21 protein-coding genes are annotated in these 25,223 nt (G+C 68.6%); 2 read left to right on the forward strand and 19 right to left on the reverse strand.

Going from position 1 to position 25,223, the window contains the following annotated elements:
• Window positions 1–7: 7 nt before the first annotated feature.
• From glgB to NRF20_RS01115, 18 genes are all read right to left on the reverse strand, one after another.
• A complete protein-coding gene (gene glgB / locus NRF20_RS01030) occupies window positions 8–2,191 on the reverse strand; it encodes a 1,4-alpha-glucan branching protein GlgB (RefSeq protein WP_413751785.1) in 2,184 nt (727 codons plus the stop codon).
• Window positions 2,188–4,206, reverse strand: coding sequence for a maltotransferase domain-containing protein (locus NRF20_RS01035; RefSeq protein WP_398633642.1), 2,019 nt, complete (start codon window positions 4,204–4,206; stop codon window positions 2,188–2,190). The genes glgB and NRF20_RS01035 overlap by 4 nt, the downstream gene beginning before the upstream one ends.
• 160 nt (window positions 4,207–4,366) lie before the next feature.
• Window positions 4,367–5,134, reverse strand: a complete 768-nt coding sequence (locus tag NRF20_RS01040; RefSeq protein ID WP_413751786.1) for an AAA family ATPase — start codon at window positions 5,132–5,134, stop codon at window positions 4,367–4,369.
• A gap of 55 nt (window positions 5,135–5,189) precedes the next feature.
• Window positions 5,190–6,440 (reverse strand): PP2C family protein-serine/threonine phosphatase, encoded by a 1,251-nt coding sequence (locus tag NRF20_RS01045; RefSeq protein WP_398633606.1) that lies wholly within the window; start codon window positions 6,438–6,440, stop codon window positions 5,190–5,192.
• An 11-nt stretch (window positions 6,441–6,451) separates the two neighbouring features.
• Window positions 6,452–6,940, reverse strand: coding sequence for an ATP-binding protein (locus NRF20_RS01050; RefSeq protein ID WP_413751787.1), 489 nt, complete (start codon window positions 6,938–6,940; stop codon window positions 6,452–6,454).
• A 14-nt stretch (window positions 6,941–6,954) separates the two neighbouring features.
• Complete coding sequence (locus NRF20_RS01055; protein ID WP_398633604.1) at window positions 6,955–7,266, reverse strand: anti-sigma factor antagonist; 312 nt, start codon at window positions 7,264–7,266, stop codon at window positions 6,955–6,957.
• Between the two features lie 18 nt (window positions 7,267–7,284).
• Window positions 7,285–9,423 carry a glycogen debranching protein GlgX gene (gene glgX / locus NRF20_RS01060; protein WP_398633603.1) on the reverse strand — a complete coding sequence of 713 codons (2,139 nt, stop codon included), beginning with the start codon at window positions 9,421–9,423 and terminating at the stop codon, window positions 7,285–7,287.
• Window positions 9,420–9,761, reverse strand: a complete 342-nt coding sequence (locus tag NRF20_RS01065) for an STAS domain-containing protein (protein ID WP_398633602.1) — start codon at window positions 9,759–9,761, stop codon at window positions 9,420–9,422. The genes glgX and NRF20_RS01065 overlap by 4 nt, the downstream gene beginning before the upstream one ends.
• Window positions 9,758–11,605: an AGE family epimerase/isomerase gene (locus NRF20_RS01070; protein WP_398633601.1), complete on the reverse strand. Its 1,848-nt coding sequence runs from the start codon at window positions 11,603–11,605 to the stop codon at window positions 9,758–9,760. The genes NRF20_RS01065 and NRF20_RS01070 overlap by 4 nt, the downstream gene beginning before the upstream one ends.
• Window positions 11,606–11,610: 5 nt before the next feature.
• Window positions 11,611–12,210, reverse strand: a complete 600-nt coding sequence (locus NRF20_RS01075) for a DJ-1/PfpI family protein (RefSeq protein ID WP_398633600.1) — start codon at window positions 12,208–12,210, stop codon at window positions 11,611–11,613.
• The gene (locus NRF20_RS01080) at window positions 12,203–13,849 is read right to left on the reverse strand and encodes a thiamine pyrophosphate-binding protein (RefSeq protein ID WP_398633599.1); all 1,647 of its coding nucleotides are present in this window, start codon (window positions 13,847–13,849) and stop codon (window positions 12,203–12,205) included. The genes NRF20_RS01075 and NRF20_RS01080 overlap by 8 nt, the downstream gene beginning before the upstream one ends.
• 37 nt (window positions 13,850–13,886) lie before the next feature.
• Window positions 13,887–14,723 carry a type 1 glutamine amidotransferase domain-containing protein gene (locus tag NRF20_RS01085; protein WP_413751788.1) on the reverse strand — a complete coding sequence of 279 codons (837 nt, stop codon included), beginning with the start codon at window positions 14,721–14,723 and terminating at the stop codon, window positions 13,887–13,889.
• An 86-nt stretch (window positions 14,724–14,809) separates the two neighbouring features.
• On the reverse strand, window positions 14,810–15,514 hold the full coding sequence (locus tag NRF20_RS01090; RefSeq protein WP_413751789.1) for an EthD domain-containing protein: 705 nt from the start codon (window positions 15,512–15,514) through the stop codon (window positions 14,810–14,812).
• A 106-nt stretch (window positions 15,515–15,620) separates the two neighbouring features.
• Window positions 15,621–16,565: an NAD(P)/FAD-dependent oxidoreductase gene (locus tag NRF20_RS01095; protein ID WP_398633596.1), complete on the reverse strand. Its 945-nt coding sequence runs from the start codon at window positions 16,563–16,565 to the stop codon at window positions 15,621–15,623.
• Between the two features lie 32 nt (window positions 16,566–16,597).
• Window positions 16,598–18,100: a maltokinase N-terminal cap-like domain-containing protein gene (locus NRF20_RS01100; protein ID WP_413751790.1), complete on the reverse strand. Its 1,503-nt coding sequence runs from the start codon at window positions 18,098–18,100 to the stop codon at window positions 16,598–16,600.
• On the reverse strand, window positions 18,097–19,392 hold the full coding sequence (locus NRF20_RS01105; RefSeq protein ID WP_413751791.1) for an IS701 family transposase: 1,296 nt from the start codon (window positions 19,390–19,392) through the stop codon (window positions 18,097–18,099). Before NRF20_RS01105 ends, NRF20_RS01100 begins: the two co-directional genes overlap by 4 nt.
• A 263-nt stretch (window positions 19,393–19,655) precedes the next feature.
• Window positions 19,656–20,357: an SDR family oxidoreductase gene (locus tag NRF20_RS01110; protein ID WP_398633593.1), complete on the reverse strand. Its 702-nt coding sequence runs from the start codon at window positions 20,355–20,357 to the stop codon at window positions 19,656–19,658.
• Window positions 20,358–20,381: 24 nt separating this feature from the next.
• Window positions 20,382–21,722 carry a sugar phosphate nucleotidyltransferase gene (locus tag NRF20_RS01115; RefSeq protein WP_398633592.1) on the reverse strand — a complete coding sequence of 447 codons (1,341 nt, stop codon included), beginning with the start codon at window positions 21,720–21,722 and terminating at the stop codon, window positions 20,382–20,384.
• Window positions 21,723–22,019: 297 nt separating this feature from the next.
• Between NRF20_RS01115 and NRF20_RS01120 the strand changes: the two genes are divergently transcribed.
• Entirely contained in the window at window positions 22,020–23,006 is a 987-nt protein-coding gene (locus NRF20_RS01120; protein ID WP_413751792.1) for a LuxR C-terminal-related transcriptional regulator, read from the forward strand.
• Between the two features lie 53 nt (window positions 23,007–23,059).
• On the opposite strand, the gene NRF20_RS01125 is transcribed toward NRF20_RS01120, so the two are convergent.
• Complete coding sequence (locus tag NRF20_RS01125; protein ID WP_398633590.1) at window positions 23,060–23,920, reverse strand: transketolase; 861 nt, start codon at window positions 23,918–23,920, stop codon at window positions 23,060–23,062.
• A gap of 40 nt (window positions 23,921–23,960) precedes the next feature.
• Between NRF20_RS01125 and NRF20_RS01130 the strand changes: the two genes are divergently transcribed.
• Window positions 23,961–24,113 carry a hypothetical protein gene (locus NRF20_RS01130; RefSeq protein ID WP_413751793.1) on the forward strand — a complete coding sequence of 51 codons (153 nt, stop codon included), beginning with the start codon at window positions 23,961–23,963 and terminating at the stop codon, window positions 24,111–24,113.
• Window positions 24,114–25,223 lie beyond the last annotated feature (1,110 nt).

A 25,223-nucleotide genomic window follows, 5' to 3' on the forward strand; every position in this document is an offset into this window, starting at 1 on the left:
GGCTGCGTCATTGCTTGCGGAACCACACGCCGCCCAGCGGCGGCAGGACCACGCTCGCGCTGGCCGGCAGGCCTTGCCGGGGTTCGGGAACGGCGTGGATACGCCCGGGGTTGGTGACCCCGGAGCCTCCGTACTGCGCCGCGTCCGTGTTGAGCACCTCGGTCCAGTGGCCTGTCTCCGGCAGCGCCAGGCGGAAGTCGCGCCGGACCGTGGGCTGGAAGTGGAAGACGCACACCAGCAACTCGCCCCCCTCTCCGTGCCGCACGAAGGAGTAGACGTTGTCCTCGGCGGCGTCCGCGTCGATCCAGCGAAAGCCCTCCGGCCGGGTGTCGAGGCTCCACAGCGCCGGGTCGTCGAGGTAGCTGAGGTTGAGGTCGCGCACCAGGTCACGCACGGCCGTATGCGAGCCGTGCCGGAGGATGGACCAGTCCAGGCCGCGGTCGTGGGACCACTCGGTGTCCTGGGCGAACTCCTGCCCCATGAAGATGAGTTGTTTGCCGGGGAATGCCCACATGAAGGAGAGGAAGGCGCGCAGGTTGGCCAGCTGCTGCCAGCGGTCGCCAGGCATCTTCGTCAGGAGCGAACCCTTGCCGTGCACCACTTCGTCATGGCTGATCGGCAGGGTGTAGTTCTCCGCGTACGCGTACACCATCGGGAACGTCATGGAGTGGTGGTGGTACTGCCGGTGCACCGGGTCCTCGGCCATGTACGACAGCGAGTCGTGCATCCAGCCCATGTTCCACTTCAGGGCGAAGCCGAGCCCTCCGTGGTCGGTGCGCCGGGTGACGCCGTCCCAGGCCGTGGACTCCTCCGCGATGGTCAGCACTCCGGGGCAGCGCCGGGGCACCGTGGCGTTCATCTCCTGGAGGAACTCCACCGCTTCCAGGTTCTCGCGGCCGCCGTATACGTTCGGCAGCCATGCGCCGTCGGCGCGCGAGTAGTCGAGGTAGAGCATGGAGGCGACGGCATCGACCCGCAGGCCGTCGATGTGGAACTCCTCGCACCAGTACACCGCGTTCGCGACGAGGAAGTTGCGCACCTCGTTGCGCCCGTAGTCGAAGACGAGCGTCCCCCAGTCGGGGTGTTCTCCGCGGCGCGGATCCGGGTGCTCGTACAGCGCGGTCCCGTCGAAGCGGGCCAGGGCCCAGTCGTCCTTGGGAAAGTGGGCGGGGACCCAGTCCACGATGACGCCGATGCCCGCCCGGTGCAGCGCGTCGACCAGGGCCCGGAAGTCATCGGGGCTTCCGAGGCCTGCCGCCGGGGCGTAGTACGAGGACACCTGGTAGCCCCAGGAGCCCCCGAACGGATGCTCCGCCACCGGCATGAACTCGACGTGTGTGAAGCCCAACGCCTTGATGTAGGCGGGCAGTTCGGTCGCGAGCTCGCGGTATCCGAGGCCCGGCCGCCACGATCCCAGGTGTACCTCATAGACGCTCATGGCGGCCCGGTCCACGGTGCGTTCGCCGCGCCGGGCCATCCAGGCGTCGTCACCCCAGGCGTGGCGGGAGCGGAAGACGATGGAGGCCGTGCCCGGTGCCGCCTGCGCCGAGGTGGCGAGGGGGTCCGCCTTCTGGATCCAGCGGCCGTCCGGGGTGAGGATCTCGTACTTGTACCGGCAGCCCTCGCCGACGCCGGGGACGAACAGCTCCCACACCCCGCCGGCGCCGAGCGAGCGCATCGGGTGGGTCCTGCCGTCCCAGTGGTTGAAGCCGCCGATCAGACGCACGGCACGGGCGTTCGGGGCCCACACGGCGAACGCCGTACCGGCGGCCGTGCCCCAGCCGGACTCGTGCTCGCACGCCTGGGCCCCGAGCACCTGCCACAGCTGCTCGTGCCGGCCCTCGCGGATCAGGTGCAGGTCGAGTTCACCGAGGGTGGGCAGAAAGCGGTAGGGATCGTCGTAGTCGAACACGTCGGTGCCATAGTGGACGCGCACCCGGTAGTCGGGAACGACCGTGCCCGGCAACCTGCCCACGAACACCCCCTCGCCCTGGTGCTCGAGTTCCGCCAGCGGCTCGCCCGACGGCGCGGTCAGCCACACCTGGTCGGCGAGCGGCCGCAGCACCCGCACGGTCACGCCCTCGGCGGCAGGGTGCGGGCCGAGCAGCGCGTGCGGATCACTGAGGTCTCCCGTGGTGAGCCGCTCGAGAGGGGTGACGGCCAGGGCCGTTGGGCGCTGTGCGGTGGTCACGACTGCGAAGTCCCGTCCGTGAGTATGTGGGCCACTCGATGCTGTGGATCGAGGCGTACGTAGTTGTCGCGGCCCCAGCGGTAGCTCTCGCCCGACAGGGCGTCGCGCACCTCGAAGGTCTCCGAGCGCTCCAGTCCCAGCGCGGGCAGGTCGAGGGTGACCGTCGCCTCGCGCGTTTCGTGCGGGTCGAGGTTGAGTACGACGAGGACCCAGTCGCCCCCGGCGGCCCGCTTGGAGAAACAGATCACCGCGTCGTTGTCGGTGCGGTGGAAGCGAAGGTTGCGCAACTGGTGCAGGGCCGGGTGGGCACGCCGGATGTCGTTGAGCGCACGGATCAGGGGGGCCAGGGAGTCACCCGCGGTCTCCGCACCCGCCCAGTCGCGAGGACGCAGCTGGTACTTCTCGGAGTCCAGGTACTCCTCGCTTCCGGGCCCTATGGGCACGTTCTCGTACAGCTCGTACCCGGCGTACACGCCCCACGTCGGACCGGCCGTCGCGGCGAGCACCGCACGCGCCGCAAAGGCCGCCCTGCCGCCGTACTGGAGGTAGGCGTTGAGGATGTCGGGTGTGTTCACGAAGAGATTGGGCCGCAGGTAGGCCGAGCTCTCCTCGCCGCCGAGGCCGGCCAGTTCGGCGAGGTAGGTTTCCACCTCGTCCTTGGAGTTGCGCCACGTGAAGTACGTGTACGACTGGTGGAACCCTACGCGCGCCAGGGCGTGCAGCATGGCCGGGCGGGTGAACGCCTCGGCGAGGAAGATCACATCGGGGTCGCTCGCGTGCACCGTGTCGATCAGCCGTTCCCAGAATGCGACGGGCTTGGTGTGCGGATTGTCGACGCGGAAGATTCGTACTCCGTGGTCCATCCAGTGCCGCAGCACGCGCAGGCACTCCGTGTGCAGTCCGTCCGGATCGGTGTCGAAGTCGATCGGGTAGATGTCCTGGTACTTCTTCGGCGGGTTCTCGGCGAACGCGATCGAACCGTCGGCACGGTGCCGGAACCACTCGGGGTGCTCCGTGACCCACGGATGGTCGGGGGAGCACTGGAGGGCGAAGTCCAGGGCCACTTCGAGCCCCAGTTCACCGGCGCGCGCCACGAAGTGGTCGAAGTCCTCAAGGGTTCCCAGGTCCGGGTGGATCGCGTCGTGTCCGCCCTCGGCCGATCCGATCGCCCAGGGTGAGCCGGGATCGTGCGGGCCCGCCTCGAGCGAGTTGCCCGCGCCTTTGCGGTGGGTGGTACCGATCGGATGGACCGGCGGCAGATAGACCACGTCGAAGCCCATGTCCGCCACGGCCTCCAACCGCTTGGCCGCGGTCCGCAGAGTGCCCGACCGCACAGGCTCCGCCACTGCGTCCACCGCCGCGGGGACGACGGCCCCCTCGGAGCGGGGGAAGAACTCGTACCACGCGCCGTACAGAGCGCGTTCCCGGTCCACCCGCAGCGGCAGTTCCGGCGAGCGGGTGAGCTGCCTGCGCAGCGGGTGGGCGGCGAGCAGGGCGGTCACGGGAGAACCGGTGACAGCGGCGAGCCGCTCCTGCGCGTCGAGGCGCCCGTCCCGCAGCAGCCTGGCCGCCTCGGTCAGCTGCCCTGCCCCGTCGGCCGGGATTGTGCCGGCCACCTCCTCCAGGAGCAACGCGCCTTCCTCCAGGACCAGTTCGTTTTCGATCCCGGCCGGAACCTTGATCTCGGCGGCCTGGCGCCACGTTGCCCAGGGGTCTGTCCACGCTTCCACCCGGTAGGTCCAGTCGCCCTCCCGTCCGGCGGTGATCCACGCGGTGTAGCGGTCCGTCCCGGGGGCCACGAGGCGCATCGGGATCCAGCCGCCCGCATTGCCGTGGGGATCGGTGAGCACGACGCCGGCGCCGACCGCGTCATGCCCTTCCCGGAAGACGGTGGCCGAGACCTCGAACTCTTCCTCGGGTATGGCGCGGGCGGGGGTGCGGCCGCCGTCCACCTGGGGCGACACGTCCACGATGGGGATACGGCCCACACCTGGCTCGGATCCCCGTCGGCCCATCGGCCCGGCGGCCGGCGGTGCGGCTTTGGCGGTCGGGCGCGTCGCGTCGCGCTGCATGGGCTTGCCCTCCATAGTGCTCGTGCCTCCTCGCACCGGGGTGCGGTCGCTGGACAGTAGGTGCTCGGTGGTGCGAGCGGTTCGCGTCGGTCGGCGGCCGCGGTCAGCGTCGGATCGCGGTGGTCCCGTTGCTGACCTCCGAGATGATCCGGCGGTATCCCGACACCAGCGGATGGTGCGGGTACGCCGTGGAGAACACTCGTTCCCCGGCGAGCAACGCCATCTCGGGCGCGTACGGCAGCACAGTGGTGATGCGGGTGTTGTACGCGGTCTCCACATCGCCGCGCAGGCGGTCGCCCACGGCACCGTCGGGGGCCATGTTCACGGCGATGCTCATGGCGCCGAACCCGAGCCGGCTTGCCAGGGCCGTCGTCTCCTTGGCACCCGCGAGGTCCAGGCGGTCGGCGCGGGTCACGACGACGAGCGCGTCCGAACTCGCCATCGCGGTCACGGTCTCGTTGTTGAAGCCCGCATGCGTGTCGAGCAGCAGCACGTCGAGCGCCAGGGTGTCGATGAGCCGGTCGAAGCCCTCGCGCAGCAGGCCCACGTCATAGCCACGGCCCATGATTTCGTTGACCCCCGTGGCCTGGCTCCTGGCCGGAACCAGGAAGAACCCGTCGTGCCCGACGGTCTGATCGATGGCGTACGCCGCGTCCTCGATCTCGCAGCGGCCGATGAGGTAATCGGTGAGCGAGCGCCGAGCGGGGGCCGCCACGTCGCCGAACATCACGTCCAGAGCGGGTGTCTGGATGTCGGTGTCCACCAAAGCGACCCGCAGGCCCGAGGAGGCCAGCAGCAACCCGAGGTTGGCGGCCGTGCTGGATTTGCCGGTGCCCCCTCGGTAGGAGTGCACCGTGATGATCTGCGACATGTTCTCCACCTGACGGTTTCTGAGAGTGGGCACGCCGGCCGGTGAGCGGTGCCGGTCAGTCGACGGCTGCGGCCGGCGCCTGCCAGTGCACGGCCAGCATCGTGATGTCGTCGGACTGTTCGGCCTGGCCGACGAACCCGCTGAGCGCGCCGTCCATGTGGTCGAGCAGCTCCTCGCCGCGCACGGTGGCCTCGGTCAGCTGCTGGATGAGGAGGTCCTCGCCGAAGAAGCGCCCGGTCTCCGAGCGGGCCTCGGTGACCCCGTCGGTGTAGATGAAGAGCGTGTCCCCGGGGCTGATCTGCGTGTACCCCAGCGAGAAGGTGCAGTCCGGCATGACGCCCACGACCGGCCCCGTCGGCTGGAGCAGCACCGGTTCGGCACCGCTTCCGCTCACGAGGACGGGTGGATTGTGTCCGCCGTTGATGTAGACGAGGTTGCCGGTGATCGGGTCCAGGACGCCGAAGAACATGGTGGCGAAGTACCCCTGCTTGATGTGGTTGCGGGTCAGATAGCTGTTGGTGCCCACGACCGCGTTCAGCAGCGGGGTGGCGCCCACGACCGGAATGGCCCGCGTGTGCTCGGCCCCACCGGGCTCCTCCCCCATGAGGTCCGCCGCGATGAGGTTCTGCAGGCCGCTCTGCTCCGCGGTGTGTCGCAGCAGCGAGCGGATGAGCGCCATGAACAGGGCCGCGCCGACCCCCTTGTCGCATACATCGGCCACGACGAGGGCCAGCCGACGCCGGTTGACCAGTTCGAAGACATCGTAGAAGTCCCCGGCCACGGTCCGCGCGGGCCGGAAGCGCACCCGGATGTCCCAGTCGTCGGGACTGGGCAGCGAGTCCGGCAGGAACCCCAGCTGGATCTCCCGGCCTATCTCCAGCTCCCGCTCATAGCTGAGCAGTTCAGCGTGTGCGGCGACCTCCTCCATGTTCCGGTTGAGCTCGGCGTGTTGATGGCAGTCACGCAGCCGCGCCTCCACCAGGACGGGATGGAACGGCGGGAGCAGATAGTCCGAGCCCGCGCGTACATGGCTGTCGAGGAGGTGCAGATCGTGCTCCGCGTACGCCACCACGGTGGGTTGCTGTCCCTCGTCCGCCAGCCTTCGGGCCACCGACCTGACGGTGTGGGGCGACAACGTCGCGTTCGCGAGCAGAGCGGTCACCACCGGCATCCGGCCGGGCGACGCCGCCAGTACGTCGCCCGGTGTACAGGTGTGCGCCTCGGCGCCCACGGCGTCCAGCGCCTTGGACAACCCCGCTGGAACGTCCCGCCGCTCATCCAGTATCAGCACTTTCGTCTGCGCCATCTCCGCCTCGTCTACTCCACTGCCGGCCGGCGCATCACGAGGGTGCTCACATTGCGCCCCGCGACGAGCTCGTACTCGAAGGTGTCCACCGCTGTGAACGCCAGGAAAACGCCCAGGCCGCCGATCTGCCGCTCCGCGAGCGGCATGTCGAGCGCGGGCGCCCGCATGCCCTGCCTCGGGTCAAACGCCGGGGCGTCGTCCTGGAAGCGGACCCATACCTCGCCCGGGTCGATCCCGCCGTCCACGGTGATCTCACCGGGCTCGCCGCGGTATCCGTGCAGGACGATGTTCGTGGCCAGTTCGTCGGCGGCGAGGCGGAACCGGTACAGAGAACTCTCCGGAAGGCGGGCCTGCTTGCCCAGGCCGAGAACGAAGTCGGATACCGGCTCGAGCGAATCGATCGTCGCGGGAACACGGAGTGCGTTCGCCCTGCCGCACTCGGGCGCCTGCGCAACGCCCGCTGCCCTTCCGGCCCCTGCGGCCTCGAAGTCGAACGTCATCTCGGTTCGTCCCTTCAGGCGTCCACGAGATCGATGCTGTGGTCGAATCCGGCGAGCCGGATGGTCCGCGCCACCGGCTCGGACGCGCCCACGATGGCGATGCGCACCTCGTCGCCCATCTTCTGGCGGGCGAAGACCAGGGAGCGCAGGCCCGCACTGGACAGGTAGCCGAGCTGCTCGGCGCGGATGACCAGTTCGACGGCGCCGGCCCCGGCCGCCTGGCCGACGGTGTCGTGGAACTCGCCTGCCGTCGAGGCGTCCAGCTCACCCTCGAGTTCGATGGTGGCGACCTTGTCGTTGATCCTCAGCCTCACGTCGAAAGCCACGATGGTTCTCCTTCTGGGTCAAGCGGTCGTCTGATGAGCCGCGCGTCCCACGAGGACGACCGCGGAGTGGGATCCCAGGTGGAAGCGCCCGGGGTGCTGGAGCTCCGGCTCGGCACCGAGGGGATGAACAGCGGTGCCCGTGTCGGCGAAGAGGTGCCAACGCTGCCCGTCGGGCAGGGCGGGCAACTCCAGGTCGTGCGCGTCCCAGTGCGCGTTCACGGCGACGTACACGTGGTCGTCGGCCACGCTGCCCCCCTTGGCGTGCCTGCCGCACCGCATCATCGCGAGCACCCGGCCGTGGTCGGCCCAGTCCGGAGCCCAGGCGCGGACACCGTGCCAGCTGACATCGGGATAGCCGCTGCCGACCCGGTCCATACCGGTCGGGTGGTCGCTGGTGCGCAGTACCGGGTGTGAGTGCCGGAAGGCGATCAACATCCTTGCGAATTCCAGGAGTTCTGCATTGGCCTCGACAAGCCCCCAGTCGAACCAGGACAGCTCGTTGTCCTGGCAGTAGGTGTTGTTGTTGCCGAGCTGGGTGCGGCCGACCTCGTCGCCGGCCAGGATCATCGGAATGCCCTGGCTCGTCAGCAGGATGGTCAGCAGGTTCTTCATCTGCCGCATCCTCAGCTCGCGGACGTGCGAGGAGGCGCTGGGCCCCTCCTCTCCGCAGTTCCAGCTGTTGTTGTCGTTGGCTCCGTCGTTGTTGTTCTCGCCGTTGGCCTCGTTGTGCTTGTCGTTGTACGAGACCAGGTCGGCCAGGGTGAATCCGTCGTGGGCGGTGATGAAGTTGACCGACGCGGACGAGGTCCGGCCCTGGTACAGGTCGGGCGAGCCGGCCATCCGGGTCGCCAGCTCACCGACCAGTCCCGGCTCGCCCTTGACGAAGCGCCGGACCGTGTCGCGGTACTTTCCGTTCCACTCCGACCAGCGGCCGTAGTTGGGGAAGTTGCCCACCTGGTACAGCCCGGCCGCGTCCCAGGCCTCGGCGATCAGCTTCGTGTGCCGCAGGATCGGATCGTGCGCCAGTTGTTCGAGCAGCGGCGGGTTGGGCAGCGGGGTGCCGTCCGGAGCGCGGTCGAGGATGGCCGCGAGGTCGAAGCGGAACCCGTCGATGTGGTACTCGGCGACCCAGTGGCGCAGGCAGGAGAGCACGAAGTCCCGTACCACGGGGTGGTTGCAGTTGACGGTGTTGCCGGTGCCACTGAAGTTGTAGTACTCGCCGCGCGGCGTCAACATGTAGTACGTGGCGTTGTCGAGACCACGGAACGAGATGGTCGGACCCTGCTCGTTTCCTTCGGCCGTGTGGTTGAAGACCACGTCGAGTACGACTTCGATCCCGGCCTTGTGCAACTCCTTGACCAGCGACTTGAACTCGTCGGCCTGCATGCCGAAGGGGCCGGTGGCGGCGTAGCCCGCCTTGGGTGCGAAGAACGAGACGGTGTTGTAGCCCCAGTAGTTGTGCAGCCGCTCACCGGTCACCGGATCGGTGCGCGGATTGTCCAGCTCGTCGAACTCGAACACGGGCAGCAGTTCCAGGCAGTTGACGCCCAGCTCCTGCAGATACGGGATCTTCTCCCGCATTCCGGCATACGTGCCCGGCGCCGACACCTTCGAGGAGGCGTGCCGGGTGAAGCCGCGGACGTGCGTCTCGTATATCACGAGGTCCTCGGCGGGAATGCGCAGCGGCCGGTCGCCGCCCCAGTCGAAGTCGTCGTTCAGCACCTGTGCGCGGTAGTGGTAGACGTTGTCCCAGTCGGGCTCGCGCCCCCACACCTCGCGCCCGGAGACCAGGCGCGCGTAGGGGTCGCTGAGCACCTTGGCGGCGTCGAAGCGGTCGCCGTGCTCCGGGTCGAAGGGGCCGTCGGCGCGGAACCCGTACTCCAGGTTCTCCGCGTCGAGCCCGAAAACCGTCATGGCGTACACGCTGCCGATGCGGAAATCCGGCGGGAACTCCAGTTCGGCACTGGGCTGTGTGGCGCCTCGTTCGAAGAGCACCAGGCTCATCGTGGTCGCGCCGTCGGAGTAGACCGAGAAATTGACACCGCCGGGCACCGGGGTGGCGCCGTACGGGAAGGGCCGGCCCGCCCTGACCGGGTACGGGCCGATCCGGTGCGTCGGAAAGGCGTCGATGCGCTCCTGGACGTCCTGTGTGCTCATCGGCCCGCACGTTCCAGCTCGGCGTCCAGGTCCTCGGCGATCCTGAAGAATTCCAGGAACCCCGTGGCGGACATGACGAACGAGACCTCCTCGGAGAGACCGACCAGAGTGATCTCGGCGTCCAGCTGCTGGGCGTGGCGGTGCACGATGAGCAGGGTGCGCAGGCCGGCACTGGAGATGTACGAGATCCCGGTGAGGTCGATCAGGACCACGGAGCCCTGCCCGATGAACGGCAGCAGCTGGGACTGCAGTTGGCCGGAGGTGGTGGAGTTGATCTCGCCCTCCAGGGCGACGACGGTGGCACCGGCGAGCACCTGCGAGCTGACCTTGACAGTCATCCCGTCACCTCCGTGCGGGAGTTGGCTTCGAGGTGGACCTTGACCTTGACCCGGCCCGAGGTCTCGGGCAGCCGGACGGTCAGGGCCTGCGCGTTGAAATCGGTGTGCTCCTCACCGTCGACTTCCACGGCCGCAATGTGCACGGCTCCGGCCGGCAGCAGATCGGGAGCGACCCGTAGGACGCGGTCCTCGACCAGGGCGGGGTCGGGCTTGAACCAGAGGTCCATCGCCTTGCCGTTGGCGAGCAGGTTGTTGTAGACGGCCGCCAGATAGCACAGCTCGGCCGAGTGGTACATCGACATCGAGTGGCTGCCCTTGAGGCGCTCCACCCCGAGGAGGTAGGGCAGGCCGCTGGCCATGGTGTTGAAGTAGACGGCGCCTTCGTCGTGGTCGAGGAAGAACGCGTTGTAGAACGACTGGGCGTCACGCGCCTCGGAGCGGAAGTCCACACGCCCGGTGACGCCGTGCAGGATCAGATAGGCGAGGATCGCCTGCTCCTGCTGCCACCATGCCTTGCGGTCGTGCCAGGCGAAGCGGAACCTTTCCTCGCCGTCCGCCTTGACGCGTTCCACCACGTCGTACCAGCCGCCCCGCTGGCGGTCGCTGCCGACCTCGGGCATGGACTCGCCGAGGGAGACGGCCGTCTGCAGATAGACGTCCTTGGGGCGCAGGGCATTCATGCGCATCAAGTTCCAGGCGATCTTCAGGTTGTGCCCGACGACCGCGCGGTTCTGCTGCCACCCGTGGGTGGTGTCGTGCGACCAGTCCTTGTGGAATCGTTCCTGCACGAACGGGCTGTTCTTGAGGTCGGGGAAGTGCTCGACGATCGTGTCGAAGGTGTACTCCAGCATGTCGGCGTATTTCTGTTCACCGGTCGCCAGGTACAGGTTGATCAGGTACGCGGGCGCGTGGTCACCGACCGAGTTCCAGTTCTTCCGTGCCTGGTTGGGCCCCAGCGAGGAGTGGTGGGGGCTGAGCAGGATCGGGTCGATGTGCGAGAAGTAGCCGCCCTCTTCGGGGTCCAGGTAGAAGCGGTCGAAGAGCCGGATGGTGGCGTCCGCGTCCGCCTTGATCCGCGGGTCACCGGTGATCCGGTAGGTCTGCACGGGCCCGGCCAGCGCGTAGATCTGCTCGTAGGCGGGAAGCGCGTCGTAGTCGTCGGAGAACTCGGACGTGAACAGCTTCGTCTCGACGTCACCGTCGACCTTGAGGCCGTGGTACCAGTACACGACGTTCTCGTCCGTGTCCACGAACCGCATGTGCTCACGCAGGTACTCGGTGCCGCGCTCGGCGACCTCCAGGTACTCGTCGTCACCGGTGAGCAGGAAGGCGGAGGCCATGCCGTAGACGAGCCGCGAGATGGTGTCCGTCTCCTGGACGTGGCTTGCGGTCTTGTCGCCGCCGAGCCGGATCTCCGTGCGATAGTCCCCGAAGTCGACGGGACCGTCGCCGAACTGGGCCTTGCGGTAGAAGCCGGCTATCTCCTTGATCTGCCGGATCCACCAGCCCGCCTCTTCGAAGCGGAAGTCCTCGGGGCCGCGCCCTACGAAGATCAGCCGCTTGGCTTCGAAGCGCAGCGTATCGCTGTGGGGATAGAAGATGCCGTGGGCGAGGACGAAGGCGTCCTGGGTGAGCAGTTCGTCGACATGGCTCGTGGCGTCCTGATAAGGCTCACCCAGATTGTGCAGCAGCTCCGCGCTGGGACCACCGTCGAGGCTGACGTCGAAGGACCGGCCGTCGGCGGTGACCACGGAGAAGACACGGGCCTTGCTGTCGAAGCCGGACACCTGTCCCGCAATGGTGTCCGAGAAGGTGAAGTCGACGTTCCTGGCACTCTTTGACATGGCTGTCACGCCCCTCGCAGTACGAGTTCGTCGATGATGGTCCTCGCGAACAGATGGCAGTGGTCGCCTGTGCGGGCAGTCACCAGGTCCCCGTCGACGACGACGTCCTGGTCGACGTAGTTGGCGCCCATGTTCCGTACGTCGCCGAGCAGGTTGTTGTGGCAGACCACCTTGCGTCCGCGGACGACATACGGAATCGACGAGGCCAGCCACATGCCGTGGCAGATGATCCCCTTGACCACTCCCGACCGGGCGAAGGCCCGGCGCAGCAAGTCCGTGGCAGGCGCGAGTTGTTCGACGTCCTCGGTGTAGCGCAGCCGGTCGGCGACCATGCCGGAAGGAACGATCAGCGTGCTGTACTCGCGCAGCCGCCGATCGTTCAGGTCCTCCAGGCTGCGTGTCACCGTCAGCGGAGCCCGGTGCTCATGGCCGGTGAAGGTGATCGACTTGTTTCCCCACATCCTGGTGACGAAGTCGACCTGAGCGCCTTCCTCGGCGAACCGGCGCTGGTAGTAGGCGATTTCGGGCTCATAGAAGTCGCTCTCCGCCAGGATCGCGATCTTCCGCCCGCTGAGCACCCCGTCACGGGACGGTACGTCAGCCACGGTCTCCCCCTTCGGTGGTCCGCAGGTCGATGAGAAACGGCTTGTCGTCCGCGAGCATCCGCTTGACCGCGTAGTCGACCTGGCCGTGGTCGTCGACCCGCAGGGCCTCGACTCCGAATCCCTCGGCGATCTGCGCGAAGCCCAGATCGGGGTGGGAGAGATCGAACGGCGTCGGGTACGCGTGCGGTGCGACGTCCCGCTCCCGCCAGTACTGCTCGATGTTGTTGTCGAGCAGCTTGTAGCTGCGGTTGTTGCAGATGACGAACTTGGCGCCGATGCCGTGCCGTACGGCGGTGTAGAGCGCCTGGAAGGTGTACATGGAGCCGCCGTCGCCGGTGAAGCCGATCACGGTCTTGTCCGGGTGAGCCAGCTTGATCCCCATCGCTCCGGGGATGCCGACACCGAGCGAACCACCGCGCGTCGAGAACCAGTGGCCCGGCCGGCGACCCGGCAGATGGGCGTTGAGCGCGCCGGAGGCGGTCAGTGCCTCGTCGAAGATCACCACGTCGTCGGGGACCTGGCCGGCCAGTTCCCGCAGGAAGGCGTGGAGCAGCGACCCGTCGTCCGTCACCTCGGTGGGCAGTTCCCTGCGGCGGGTCTGGAGACGTTCGGACGCTGCCACCTGGTCGAGCTCGGACAGCTTCTCGACCAGTTGCGCGGAGAGTGCGGAGAGCGTCTCCTTCGGATCGGCGACCAGACCGAGAGTGACCGGGTGGTTCTTGGCTATCTCGTAGTCGTCGAGGTCGATGTGGACGATCCGGGCGTTGGCACGGAAGGGGTCACCGGTGTCTGGGAAGACCTCGGGGAAGGTGTACGTGCCGACGATCAGGACCACGTCGGCGTCCTTGACTGCGGCCGTGCTGACGGCGCCGAACATGTGGCCCAGGTCTCCGCGGTAGAGCGGGTGCGTGACGTCCAGGTTCACCTCGGAGTAGTTGACGCCGTATATGTCGGCGCCCAACTGCTCGGCCACCCGCACCAGTTCTTCCTGGGCACCGGATGCCGAGACGCCGTCGCCCACGAGGACGACCGGCCTCTCGGCACCGGTCAGCAACCGCGCCGCCTGCGCCACGAGCGTGTCGGCCGGGGCGCTGCGGGTACGGGGAGCGGAAGTCGGCACGATCTGCTCGGTGTTGAGAGCGTCGAGCACATCGAGAGGAAGCGCCACGAAGACCGGGCCCATCGGAGGCGTCATCGCCATCTTCATCGCCCGCCGCAGCACCCGCAGCACCGAACGCGGGTCGGTGACCCGAGTCGCGTACTTGGTCACGGGCTTCGCCATGGCGACCAGATCGGCTGCCATCTGGGCGTCCATGGACTCGTACTGGACGCCCGACTCACCCGCGATCGTCAGGATCGGCGAGTGGCCGCGCTTGGCCTGATAGAGCATGCCGATGGCATTGCCCAGACCGACCCCGCTGTGCAGCTGCAGGAGCGCGGGCCGGCCCGTGGCGCGGGCGTAGCCGTCCGCGATTCCGACCGCAACGGTCTCCTGCAGGGTCAGGATGTACTGAAGGTCGTCATAGTCCTCCAGCGCGTCCAGGAATCCCTGCTCGACCGTTCCTGGGTTGCCGAACATGAAGGGAATTCCATCGGCGATGAACTGCTCGATGATCGCCGCATTGCCCTGCCTGGCCATGTCTGCCTTCTCTCGATTTCTCAATCGTTGCCGCGAATTACCAGCCGAAGCGGCGCAGGCCGTCCTCGAGCACCATGACGACCTTTTCTCCGGTCAGATAGGAATCCGGCGTCGAACGCCCGGTGATGAACGGGTAGTCCACGATCACCGAGGTCTCTTTGCCGAAGTTCCCGTGGTAGCGGCCCTCGGGGCCGGTGGCGTCGCGCAGGATGTACTCCAGCGGGTACGGCGGCGGGCCGATCACGAAGTCGGTGCCGAGGAAACCGGTCCCGTCCTTGTAGTCGTACTCCTTGCAGTGGCCCGTGACGTGCTTGCCCCAGATGATGGACGTGCGGTCCTCCCAGTCGCGGGCGAAGGCCAGCGGCGCGACGCCGTAGCACTCGGCCGCGATCGGCTTGTCGGCGCGCAGGAAGGACAGGATGATCTGGTGCACCCGCTCGTTGTTGGCGAGGTCCACGACCGGGCCCGAACCGCCGACGATGAGCAGCGCGTCGTAGTCCTCGAGCTCCTGCGCCACCACGTCGATTGCCCGGTGGTGGGCCTCCAGCTTGCGCAGGTAGTCGTCGTCCGCCGTGTAGGGACGCTCCGGGATCCAGCTGGAGATGTCGATCGGGTCGTCCAGGCGCTCGGAGGCGTCGACCTCCCCGGTGAGCTTCGCGACCTCCTCGGAGGTGACCGAGCGGCCGAGCGGCGGGTCGATGTACTCGGGGTCCATCGACGGCGGCAGCGCGTGCGCACGCTTCCCGGTCGGGGTGGCGAACTCCACCTCGTAGCCCCGCTGGTCGAAGTGGTGCAGGGGCCCGACGAGCTCCTCGCCCCAGTAGCCGTACTCCGACAGGATTACGAGGATCTTCTTGGCGTTCTTCCTGGGCACGCCGACTCCTTCGGTCATCGGTTCGGGATGGGTGGCCGGGCGCCGCGACGGAAGGGGGCGGCGCCTCAGCCACCGGATCAGGGGGATCAGCGGGCCTGCGGGCCGATGATCCAGTTCTCCTTCGCCGCGAGGGAGAAGACGTACTTCTCGTCGACGATCTCGTCGCGCGCGGCCTTCACCTGCTCGGTGAAGTAGGGCGAACGCAGCGCTTCCTCAAGGGCGTTCACGTCGTCGAACCACAGCTGCTCGACACTGTCGAAGGCCGCTTCACCGAAGACGTAGGCGCCGTCCACGGTGTGGGCGTGCAGGTAGCGCCGCAGCCCCGGGCTGCCCTTGACGACCGAGGCGTACGAGTCGAGGGTCTGCTTGCGGTAGTCGTCGAGGGAGAGGCCCGGGCGCCTCTTCTGCAGCACGGTGAGCTTGACCCACTTTTGCCCCCTGGCCGGCGGCGGGCCGGGAACGATCTCGTGCGCGGTGGTGTCGACGACGATGGTCTGCCAGAACGCGGCCCAGTTGGGCTCGTCGAGACGGGCGCCCTGCAGGAACTCCTCGGTCTGCAGCGAGGCCAACTGCTCCTCGCCGTTGGCCAGGAAGATCTCGGCGATGCCCTGGTGGGGCAGCGCCGGCTCACCGAGGTTTCCCTCGATGTCCACCACCGTGTCGACCATGTACTTGCGGATCTGCGGAATCTTTGATGCGTACTGCACCGCGTGGACATTTACCCAGTAGTCCTGGAATTCCTGTGCGGTCATGCCCGGCTTGGGCGCCGCCAGAATGAACTGGTGGATCATCGGATTCTCCTTTGGACGGGCCCATTCATCATGTCCAGCGGCCATCGAGAAGGGCAAAGAAGGAAAAACGACTTTCTGAACTGTCGCTCCGGAGGCGTCACCGCTTTCAGTTAGCCTTCAACTCCGGTGGATATAGGAAGTAGTTGGCCGCGGAGGCGGCCTGCGCCCCTTCCTGCACCGCCGCCGAGACCTGGTGGGAATGCGGCGCTGTGATGTCCCCCGCCGCGTACACGCCGGGGACCGACGTGTACTGCTCCGTGTCCACTTCCACATAGCCCTGCGCGTTGAGCCGGACACCGAGACCGCGGGCCACGGCCGTCTCCGGTGTGGCGCCCTGGATGGAGAACAGGGCGTCCAGCGGGAGGCGTTCACCGCCCCGCGTCACGATGGCCGACAGCCGGCCGTCCGTACCCTCGGCCGCCTTGATGCGGTCGTGCACGATCGGTACACCCGCAGCGGCGAGCCGGCGTCTGAAGCGCGGACTGATGTCGTCCCTGCGGCTGTTGGTGAGCAGCCGGACCTGTTCGGTGAGGCTGTGCAGTTGCATGGCCTCACCCGCGGCCGCGTCGGTGTGTCCCACGACGAGGATGCGGCGCCCACGGTTCTCGTAGCCGTCGCAGGCAATGCACCAGAACATCGAGCGGCCCACGTATGCCTGCCAGTCCGGGAAGTGCGGGAAGTGGTCGAGCACACCGGTGGCGAGCACCACCGTCCTGGCCCACCACACATGGCCCTGCGCCTGGACCGTGAAACCCCGCCGTGCATCGCCCACCACACCCGTCACGCGGTGCGCGGCGATGCGGACGTGCGGGTAGTGGGCCAGCTGGCGCCTGCCCAGGTCGCGCAGCTCCGTGGTGGCGATGCCGTCGGGGAACCCGAGGTAGTTGCGGTTCGTCTGGTGATGGGTCGAGCGCCCTTGCCCGGTGTCGAAGACCAGCACCCGGCGTCCGTAGCGCGCTAGTTGAAGCGCGGCGGACAGGCCGGCAGGGCCGCCTCCGACCACCGCGACGTCTGCGCCGTCCAGGTCGTTCGTGTCTGTGGCCACTGCCACGTCCCTCTCCTCTCGCCGGCGCTGCCGCAAAGTCAGCCCACGAACCGGCTGCCGTGCGCGAGCCGGCGCACCGCGGCGAGCGGTATGGGCAGCCACTCGGGTCGGTTGCGGGCCTCGTAGAGCGCCTCGTACACGGCTTTGTCGGCCTCGAACGCCCGTAGGAGCACGGGGCTCGTGCGCGGATCCTGACCACCTGCCGCGGTATAGCCGGCGCAGAAGGCGCGCCGGCTGTGGACGGCCCAGGCCGAGGCCCTGCGCGCCAGGCGCGTGCCCCGAAGATCGCGAGAGGTCTGCTCCCCGGGCGGGATGCCGAGGATCTCACCGAGCGCGTGATGCGCCGCGTAGTCGAAGGACCGCAGCATGGCGGCGACGTCGCGGACCGCCGGCTGCAGGTGGCGCCGTTCCTCGAAGGGATGCCCCGGCTCGCCCTCGAAGTCGATCAGAACCCACCCGTCCGCGGCCCGCAGTGCCTGTCCCAGATGGAGGTCGCCATGGATGCGCTGGATCGGCAGCGGGTTGCCGCGCCGCACCACCTCGCGCAGGTCCTGATACGCCGTGTGCAGCCCGCGCGCGTAGGGAGTGATGTCGGGCACCTCGACGAGAGCGTCGTCGAGCCGGGCCACGAGGGCGTCGGTCAGCTCCACGGCTTCCGGCAGGCTCAGGGGGCGGGCCTCCAGTTGCTGTGCGAGCGCCCTGTGCACCTGGGCCGTGGCCTGCCCCAGGGCGAACGCATCGTCCGAAAAGCCTCCCAGCGGCGCGACGGATTCGCACGCTCCACGAATGCAGGCTTCCGCCTCCGCCGTGGCGATGCTCCAGCCGTCCCCGCGCGAGGGCACGAACTCCTGGAGGATGCACAGCGTGGTCGGCTCCGCGCCGTAGCGCCCGGCGGTCTGCGCCCAGGCCAGCGGCGCCGCGCTCGGCACGTCGCCGGCCCGCTCCAGTGCGGCCAGCATCTCCAGCTCGGTATTGGCACCCGGCATGACGCGGCGCAGCACCTTGAGCATCGCCCGGTCGCCGAAGGCCACCGAAGTATTGGACTGCTCCCCGGTGAGCGGTCTGGCCCGCAGTCCGGCCGGGATCGTCGCCCCGGGGACGTGGTGGTACTCGAGCGCTCCGCACGGCTCGGCCGCGACGAAGCGCTTGAGCAGTCCGGACAGCAGATCGGGGTCGGAGCTCGCCTCGTAGAGCGTCACCCGCAGCCCGTCCGACGTGCGGCTGCTGCCGATGACGGATTCGGCGGACACACCCGTGCCGGCATCGGCCGGGCCGGGCCCAGCGCCGACGAGAAGCTGGTAGCACTCGCCGTCGTCGGTTCGGAACACGGTCTGCAACAGCGCGGGTGTGCCAGGTACGACGACCTCCGCGAGGATGGGCCGGACCTCGCAGAGGCCATGGCCCTTGCCTGCGTACCAGCGTTGGCCGGGCAGCCAGGTCGGCAGGAGCCGGCACAGCTCGTCGACCATCAGGTCCAGGTCCTCGGCGGTCAGCCCGTCGGATCGCCAGGGCGTCACGGTGCGATGACTGGTCCCGGTCATACGGCGCTCACTTTCGTGTCTCGTGCCGGTGCGAGCGCGGCCCGGTCCGTGGGCGGGAGCGGGTCCTGCGCGCGGGACGGCGAGAGCACCGTGACGGCATGCGCCAGGGACACCATCGTCATGTGGTGGTGCCAGCCTCGGTACGACCGGCCCTCGAAGTCGCGGATGCCGAGGCCGTCGCTCACCTCCGCCAGATCGCGCTCCACGCGCCGCGAGAGCATGGCCGTGCGGTACACGGTGCCGAGCTGCGACTGCGCGAGGTTGGAGAGCCAGAATTCGCTCGGGGAACGCCGGCCGGGGTCCGCCCAGGCAGCCAGCAGCACGAGGTCCAGCCGTTCCGGCTGCCCGAGAGCGGTGGAGCCCTTGCGCAGCGCGACGCGGGCAGCGCCCACCGAGGTGGCGCGCATGGTCTGCGCCGTGTGGTCGAACCATTCCACCGGCATGCGTTGCTTGTGCAGCGCGGAGAGCAGCCCGGCCGAGCCCACCCATCCGCCCGCTTTGTCGGCGGGCCCGCCCGGCGCGGGCTTCGGGCCGGGTGGCACCGGCGCGATGGAGGACGGGTCGACCCGGACGACGAACGGGATCTGACGGGCCACCAGCTCTGCGCAGACCGGATGAGGTGCCGTCTCCCGCAGATCCATCACCACCGGCCGGCCGCGCAGCCCCCACTCCTGCGACATCTTGCTCACTGAGTCGACGGCACACTGCTCGGGCGGGCACGATCCGACATCGGTGGGGATGGAGGCACGGCGGCGCATGTCCTCCTGGTCCGTCCAGCACTCGGGCAGCGCCAGTTGCCAGTCCACGGGGCAGCTCCCCCGGTCCCCGGCGAGCCAGACGCTCATCGCCTGCTGGCAGTTGACGATCCGTCCGATCTGAGAGACCCACTGCCGCTCCACGCCGACCGAGTGCTGGCCCACCTTCGTGATCACGAGGGGCTGCACCACCCAGGCGCGGGGATGCGCGCGCTCGATGAGCAGCCGCGCCAGGTCACCGCGCACCGGATCGACGTCCCACGGCGACTTACTGATGAACTGGTACAGGCTCTGCTCGGCCCCACTGCCCGCGCCATTGGCGAGAGCACGCATGGTCTTCTTTCCCCGGACCGCGAGCAGCCCGCGCACGTACAGTTCTCCCCAGCGCCTCTGATCACTTCGCGGAATTGAACGCAGCGCAGACAGAACCTCAGTGAATTCATTCTGTGAAATGTCGTCGGGAAGCGTCTGCTGGTCTTCTGCGGACACCGTTCTCCCCTCTCCATCAAATATGTGAGCCACATCCCGGTGAGCCACAGATCCGTGCTGCGGGAACCGAGGACCACCGAATCCGGGCAGGCCTCACAGCCGCGTGCCGGGCATGGGCAGGCGACGGCGCAACAATGGCGGCCAAAGCTGAAAAGCGCGGAGGTGGACACGGGGCCGGCGGGCGGTGCGACGGCACTCGCACCGGCCCCGTGTCCCTGCCTGCCGGTGACGGGGGAATGCCCGGCAGGTCTTGAGCGGGGCGAGCCGATCAGGGGCTCCGCCTCGCCGTGCAGGGGGCGCTCAGGCGTCCGTCAGTGGACCGGTCCCAGATACGCGGGGATCCGGTCGGGGATCAGCCGGTCGAACAGTGGACCCCAGTCGGTGGGCTCCCCCCCGGGTTCGTTGTAGAGCTCGAAGGTCCTGCCACCCGCGGCCGGCAGGCGCAGGGACTGCACGCATGCCTCCGCCACCGACTTCCTCGAGACCCAGCCGTTACCGCGGTCGTGCTGCTCCAGACGCACCCGGGAGCCCGCGACGTCGCTGTCCGTCAGCCAGCTGGGACGTACGACGGTGTAGGGCAGCCCCGAGGCACGCACCTCGTCCTCGCCGCGCAGCCGCCAGTCGAGCAGCCGTCCGTAGGCGTTCATCGGGTGCTCGCGTCGCGTCACGAAGATCTGGCTGACCAGCACGACGTGCGGGCGCTGTCCGCCGTCGGCGGCCGCGGCGAGCGCGTTGCGCACCCCGTCGTAGACCGTGGTCTCGGGGCTGTGCGGACCCGAGTCGGCGGTGCCCGGCTCGACGGTGAACACGATGCCGGAACATCCACGCAGCGCGGGGCCCAGTGAGTCCGTGTACCGCACGTCGGCACGGTGTTTCTCCACTCCGAGTGGCAGCACTGCGCGCTCCGGGTCGCGGCTGATCACTCGTACTTGGTGGCCTTCCTCGAGCAGTCGGCGTGTGATGATCACGCCCGTCCGGCCGGCCCCTCCGATGACTGCAATGGGGCTTTGCATGGTCCCCTCCAGGGATGAGCGCCGTCACACCCAACGCAGGATGTCGTCAGCGCGCCTGAGCTCGGTCTGTGCAGGTACGCCGGCCAGCGCCGGAACCCGCAGTCGGGGGTACACGGTGACCCCGCAGAATCGTGATCCCGGCCAGAGCACGGCTCCGTCGCCGATGGCCGAGAACTGCTCCAACCGCAGTGGCCTGACGCGCTCCGAGAGCACTTGGGCCATGGGGCCTATGTAGGTGTCGGTGATGTCGGCCCAGCTGCCGACCACCGCCGACTCCCCCACCGCCGACCGGGCGAGGGTGGCGCCCTCACGGATCTCGGCTCCGTCGCCGACGTCCGTGTGCTCCAGGCGCACTCCGGGTCCGATCTCGACATCGCGGCCGATCCGGACGCCCGGGCCGATGACGACCGAGCCGTCCTCGATCTTCTGGGCCAGCGTGGTGCCGGCGACGTCGTCCTTCGTCTGCAGGCTGGTCTCGTGGATCCAGCAGCGCGGATCCGTCCGGTCGGGGGCTGCCATCAGCCGGTTCATCTGCTCGTACGCGCCGTTGAGCACGAGCTGGACCGTCTGCAGGTAGTCGGGCACATTGCCCATGTCGCCCAGGCGCCCGATGATGTGGGTGGCCACCGGTACACCTCGTTCGACGAGGTGGGGCAGGAGATCGCCGCCCCAGTCCAGGCGCTGGTGGGACTGCCGGAAGAGCTCCGGCTCGCGGGCGAGCATCCGAAGGCGACCGCAGTCCACCAAGTACATCCCGGCGTTGGTCGCCAGGGTCGCGGTCGGATCGTCGGCCGTCCGCGGGAAGAGCGAACCCAGTTCCCCGATGGCGGGCTTCTCCACGAAGCCCTGGACCAGACCACGTTCGTCGGTCCGCATGACGCCGTACTTGCCGGCGATCTCCGCAGCAGTGCGGGCCACGGACGCGACCGTGACCACCGCTTCCTCGGCGCTGTGTGTCGCCTCCATCGCCGCCAGGTCGAAGTCGAAGAGCGAGTCGATGGGCAGTACCAGCGCACGGCCCTGCAGGTCCCACTGCTCCAGGTTGTGCAGCGTGGCACCGGCCGAGCCCACGTTGTACCGGTCGAACCGGGAACGCGAGTAGGTGATGTCGACCCCGAAACGCTCACCGTGGCCCAGCAGGAGCTTGATCTGATTGCGGTTCTCGAGGCCGTGGGTCACGACGTAGAACCGACGCACGCCCTGCGCTCGGCAGGCGTCCATCATCCACTCGGCCAGACGTCGTCCGACGAACGGGATGAGCGCCTTGCTCCGGATGTAGTCCGAGGATTTGAGAGTGATCGGTTTGGCCCGCTCGCCCCTGCCGCCGGCCAGAATGATGCCAACTGTTTCCTCGTCACGGCTCACGCCCACTGCCCCCCCGCGAATGTGAATTATGTGTCGTATTCCGATTCCCGGTTCACCTGGCCGCCGCCCTACTCGGGAACGAAACCCCAGTTCTCGTCGTCGCCGGATTCCGCAAGAGGCGCGGACACCCCGTGAAGCGATAAGGCCGAAACCGTCTCCCTTTGCATTTCCATCCCTTCCGCTCGACGGAAATGGCACCGCGCCCTTCCGCATCAAACAGCATGGCGCGCAAAAGACTGGAATCCATGGACGGGTAGGCTCGGGATCGCGCATTGCGGGAATCAGCAAGGGGAAAAAGTGTGCAGAGATCCGGACATAAGCCCACAACCGAACGTCGTACCTCTGTGCGAGCGAGGGCTGGACTGCTACCGCCGCGCGCTGGCGGAGGGCCTCACGTCCGACGAAGTCCCGGACTGTCTGACCGAGTTGGGCCTGATGCGACGACAGGACGAAACCGGCAACCGCTGGGTCGCCGTGCCGCCCGACATCGCGTCCCACGACCTCACCCGCCCGTTGGAGCGCGCCATCCTGGCCCAGCAGCACACGGTGGCGGGCATTTACGACGCGCTGTCCGCGGCCGAGGACGTGTACCGCACCCAACAGCGCACCTCGGCCGCGGCCGTGCGCCTGCTGCACGGTGCTGACGTCATCTACGCGGCGCTCGAAAGGGCCTCGGAGGCCTGCAGCGAAGAGCTTCTGACAGCCCATCCCGGCGGGGCCCGTGACCCCGATGCCCTCGGCAAGACCCTGCCCCGCACGCTGCGGCTGAACAGCCGTGGCGTGCGGCAGCGCACGCTCTACCAGCACTCGGTGCGCGCGCACGGCCCGACGCTCGCCTACATCGAGCGGGTGACGAGCGCCGGCGCCCAGGTGCGCACGCTGGACGAAGTCGTCGACCGGCTCATCGTCTACGACCGCTCCATCGCCTTCATCCCGGACCCCCGCTACGACCAGCAGACGACCGCGCTGGCCGTTGAGCATCCGGCGCTCATCCACTACCTCGTCAAGGTCTTCGACCACGCCTGGCAGCGCGCCGAGCCGGTCACCATCAGCCAGGACCACAGCAGGCCCCCGCTGCTGACGGACGAGACCCGCCGGGCCGTGCTGCAGCTCATGGTCGAAGGCCACACGGACGCGGGGATAGGCAAGCGCCTCGGCATCAGCAGCAGGACCGTGTCCCACCACATCAAAAAGGCGTCGGACCTGGTCGGGAGCCGCAGCCGGGCCCATCTCGCCTATCTGCTGGCCCGGTCCGAACTCCTGGAGTCGCCGCGCGGCGGCTGATCCGGGATCCGGCCCCGCCCGGAGCGACCGCGTTCGGCCGCCCCGGCGCCCGCTCATCGCCTCAGCCCTTTGACGGTCGAGAGCACCTGGTCGGCGTCGGCGGCAAGTTCACCGCTCAGCGACACCTCCAGCACGTCGCAGCCGGGCATCAGCCGGCTCAGTCGCTCCCGCACCCCGTCCGGCCCCCGATGCCCGCCGAGCACCACGAACCGGTCGTGGCGACGGGCCAGTTCACCCGCCGCTGCGGCCAGGTGACTGTCGTCGAGATACACCAGGTGCGCGTGCGCGGGCCCCGCGTTCCGCTCCCGGGCCGCCAACGCGAGCCGGGTGCCGTCCTCACCGACCGAGATCATGCAGATCCCCGCGTCCGCGTGATGCCCCGAGTCCTCGACGACGTCCCAGACGACCGAGGGGATGTCCCCGTCACCGGCCCCGGCCCAGTCCGCCGTCACGTCGGCGGGCGCCCCCGCACCGATGCGGATGTGATACGGCCGCCCCGAACGTGCCGCACCGCGCACCACCGCCCTGATCTCCTGCACGCCACTCGGCGCCGCGATCTGTACGCGCGGTGTACGCAGCAGCTCCGCCGGATCGGCCTGGGTGTCCGGCACCACGACCGACGCACCCGTCTGCAGATAGGCGAGAGCCAGCCGAGGAAGCCGCGCCGCTCCGATGCCCGTGCTCAGTCCGCACACGAACACCCTGAACCCGGCGGTGACCAGCCCTTCAACCATGCTCACCATGGCGCTCTCGACGCTGCCCAGCTGGAAGAACCGGTCTGGGTGAGCCATCTCGAAAGGGTGCCGGGCGCCGCGCGGCAGAGCTTCCACACACACCACCCGGCCGTCCTCCGCGCCGATCTTTGCCAGTTCCTCGCGGTAGACGTCCTCCGCCAGGATCGCTGGAGCCCCCATAGCGAAAACCTCTTTCAGAGAAGAATGCATAGCGTGTAGAGTGCTCTCTTTGTTTTTCTTCGAGCCGAACAGGATCCGGGCGCGGGGCGCTCCGCTCGCCGACCGGCTGCTCGGCGATCGGCGCGCAGGGCCGGGGCGGCGCCGACTGGACGCCGCGCCCAGGCCTGCCGCACAGGTCCGCCCGCGCGAGTGACCGCGCCCGCCCTTGCCGGGCACGCCCCCGGAGCCGACGCCCCGCATCACCGAGACGCAGCGCAGGAGTTGGCCCGCGGTGACCGGCCGGCCCGGCCCTGCGGACAGGCGCAGGACGGTGCTGCCAAAAATCTGCGCGCCGAAGCCGGTGCCGAGCGCGGCGAGTGAGGGCCTGTGAAGAAACCCCCGTCGTCCGCCCGAAGGGCGGGCGCTGCGGCGTCCGGTGCGTGCGATCGCAAGGCGCCGGAGCGTCCTGGATGGAGGTCCCCCCTGCCGGGGCGAAGCCGAGAGCCCGGGGGAGGAACTACTCGGACGTTTCGGCAACGCCGCGAGCGTACGTGCCAGACGTCGCAGCGCAGGCGGGGGTTTCTTCACAGGCCCTGGGGACAGGAACGACGGATCGTACGGGACCTGCGTGAAGTCGACGACGAGGGGCACGTCCTGGCGGCCAGCGACCGAGCCGAGGAACAGCCCGATGCCCTGCCGGCAGTTGAGGGTACGGTCGGCGCCCTGGACAAAGCGCCGGTGCCCGCCCGCCGAGTGGTCACCGCACTCGGGCAGCACGGCGATCCCCAGGCTCCAAGGAGGGCCGGGCGGCGCTCCTCGATCCGGTCGGCGAGCGCGCGCCGCACCAGCTGCCAGGCCCAAGGGCTGCCGTTGAAGACCTGCCGCAGGGACTGGGAGGCGTGCGGGGACTCGGAGACCGCGGCGGCCACGCGGCGCAGCGATTCCTTGCCCGGTGTCACCGGAAAGGCCCGTCACGTACTCGTGCGAGCGGGTACGTCGGTCCGCTCGCGGCAGGTCACCGAAGAGACGGTCCACGACCCCCGACAGGAGTGCGTCGTCCCCCGGTACAGGCCTGCGACGGCGGGTGTCGGCGATGTCACGCACAACCACTCCCCTGCCTCTTCTCGATCCGATCTCCAGCACCTAAACATAGAGAGTACTCTCTTTCTTAGTCCCTGGGTCAACGGCAAAGCGAGCCACTTCGGCAAGTCCCCGGGACGCGCAGTGGATCAGTGACCGGGCCCGACCTGGCAAGAACTCGACTACGGCATGGGAAAGTTGACCTAGCCTCCCGGTACGCGACGCCGCGGGACGCAGAGGATGA

Origin of the sequence: Streptomyces sp. R-74717, assembly GCF_047305335.1 — a bacterium.
Taxonomy (GTDB): domain Bacteria; phylum Actinomycetota; class Actinomycetes; order Streptomycetales; family Streptomycetaceae; genus Streptomyces; species Streptomyces atratus.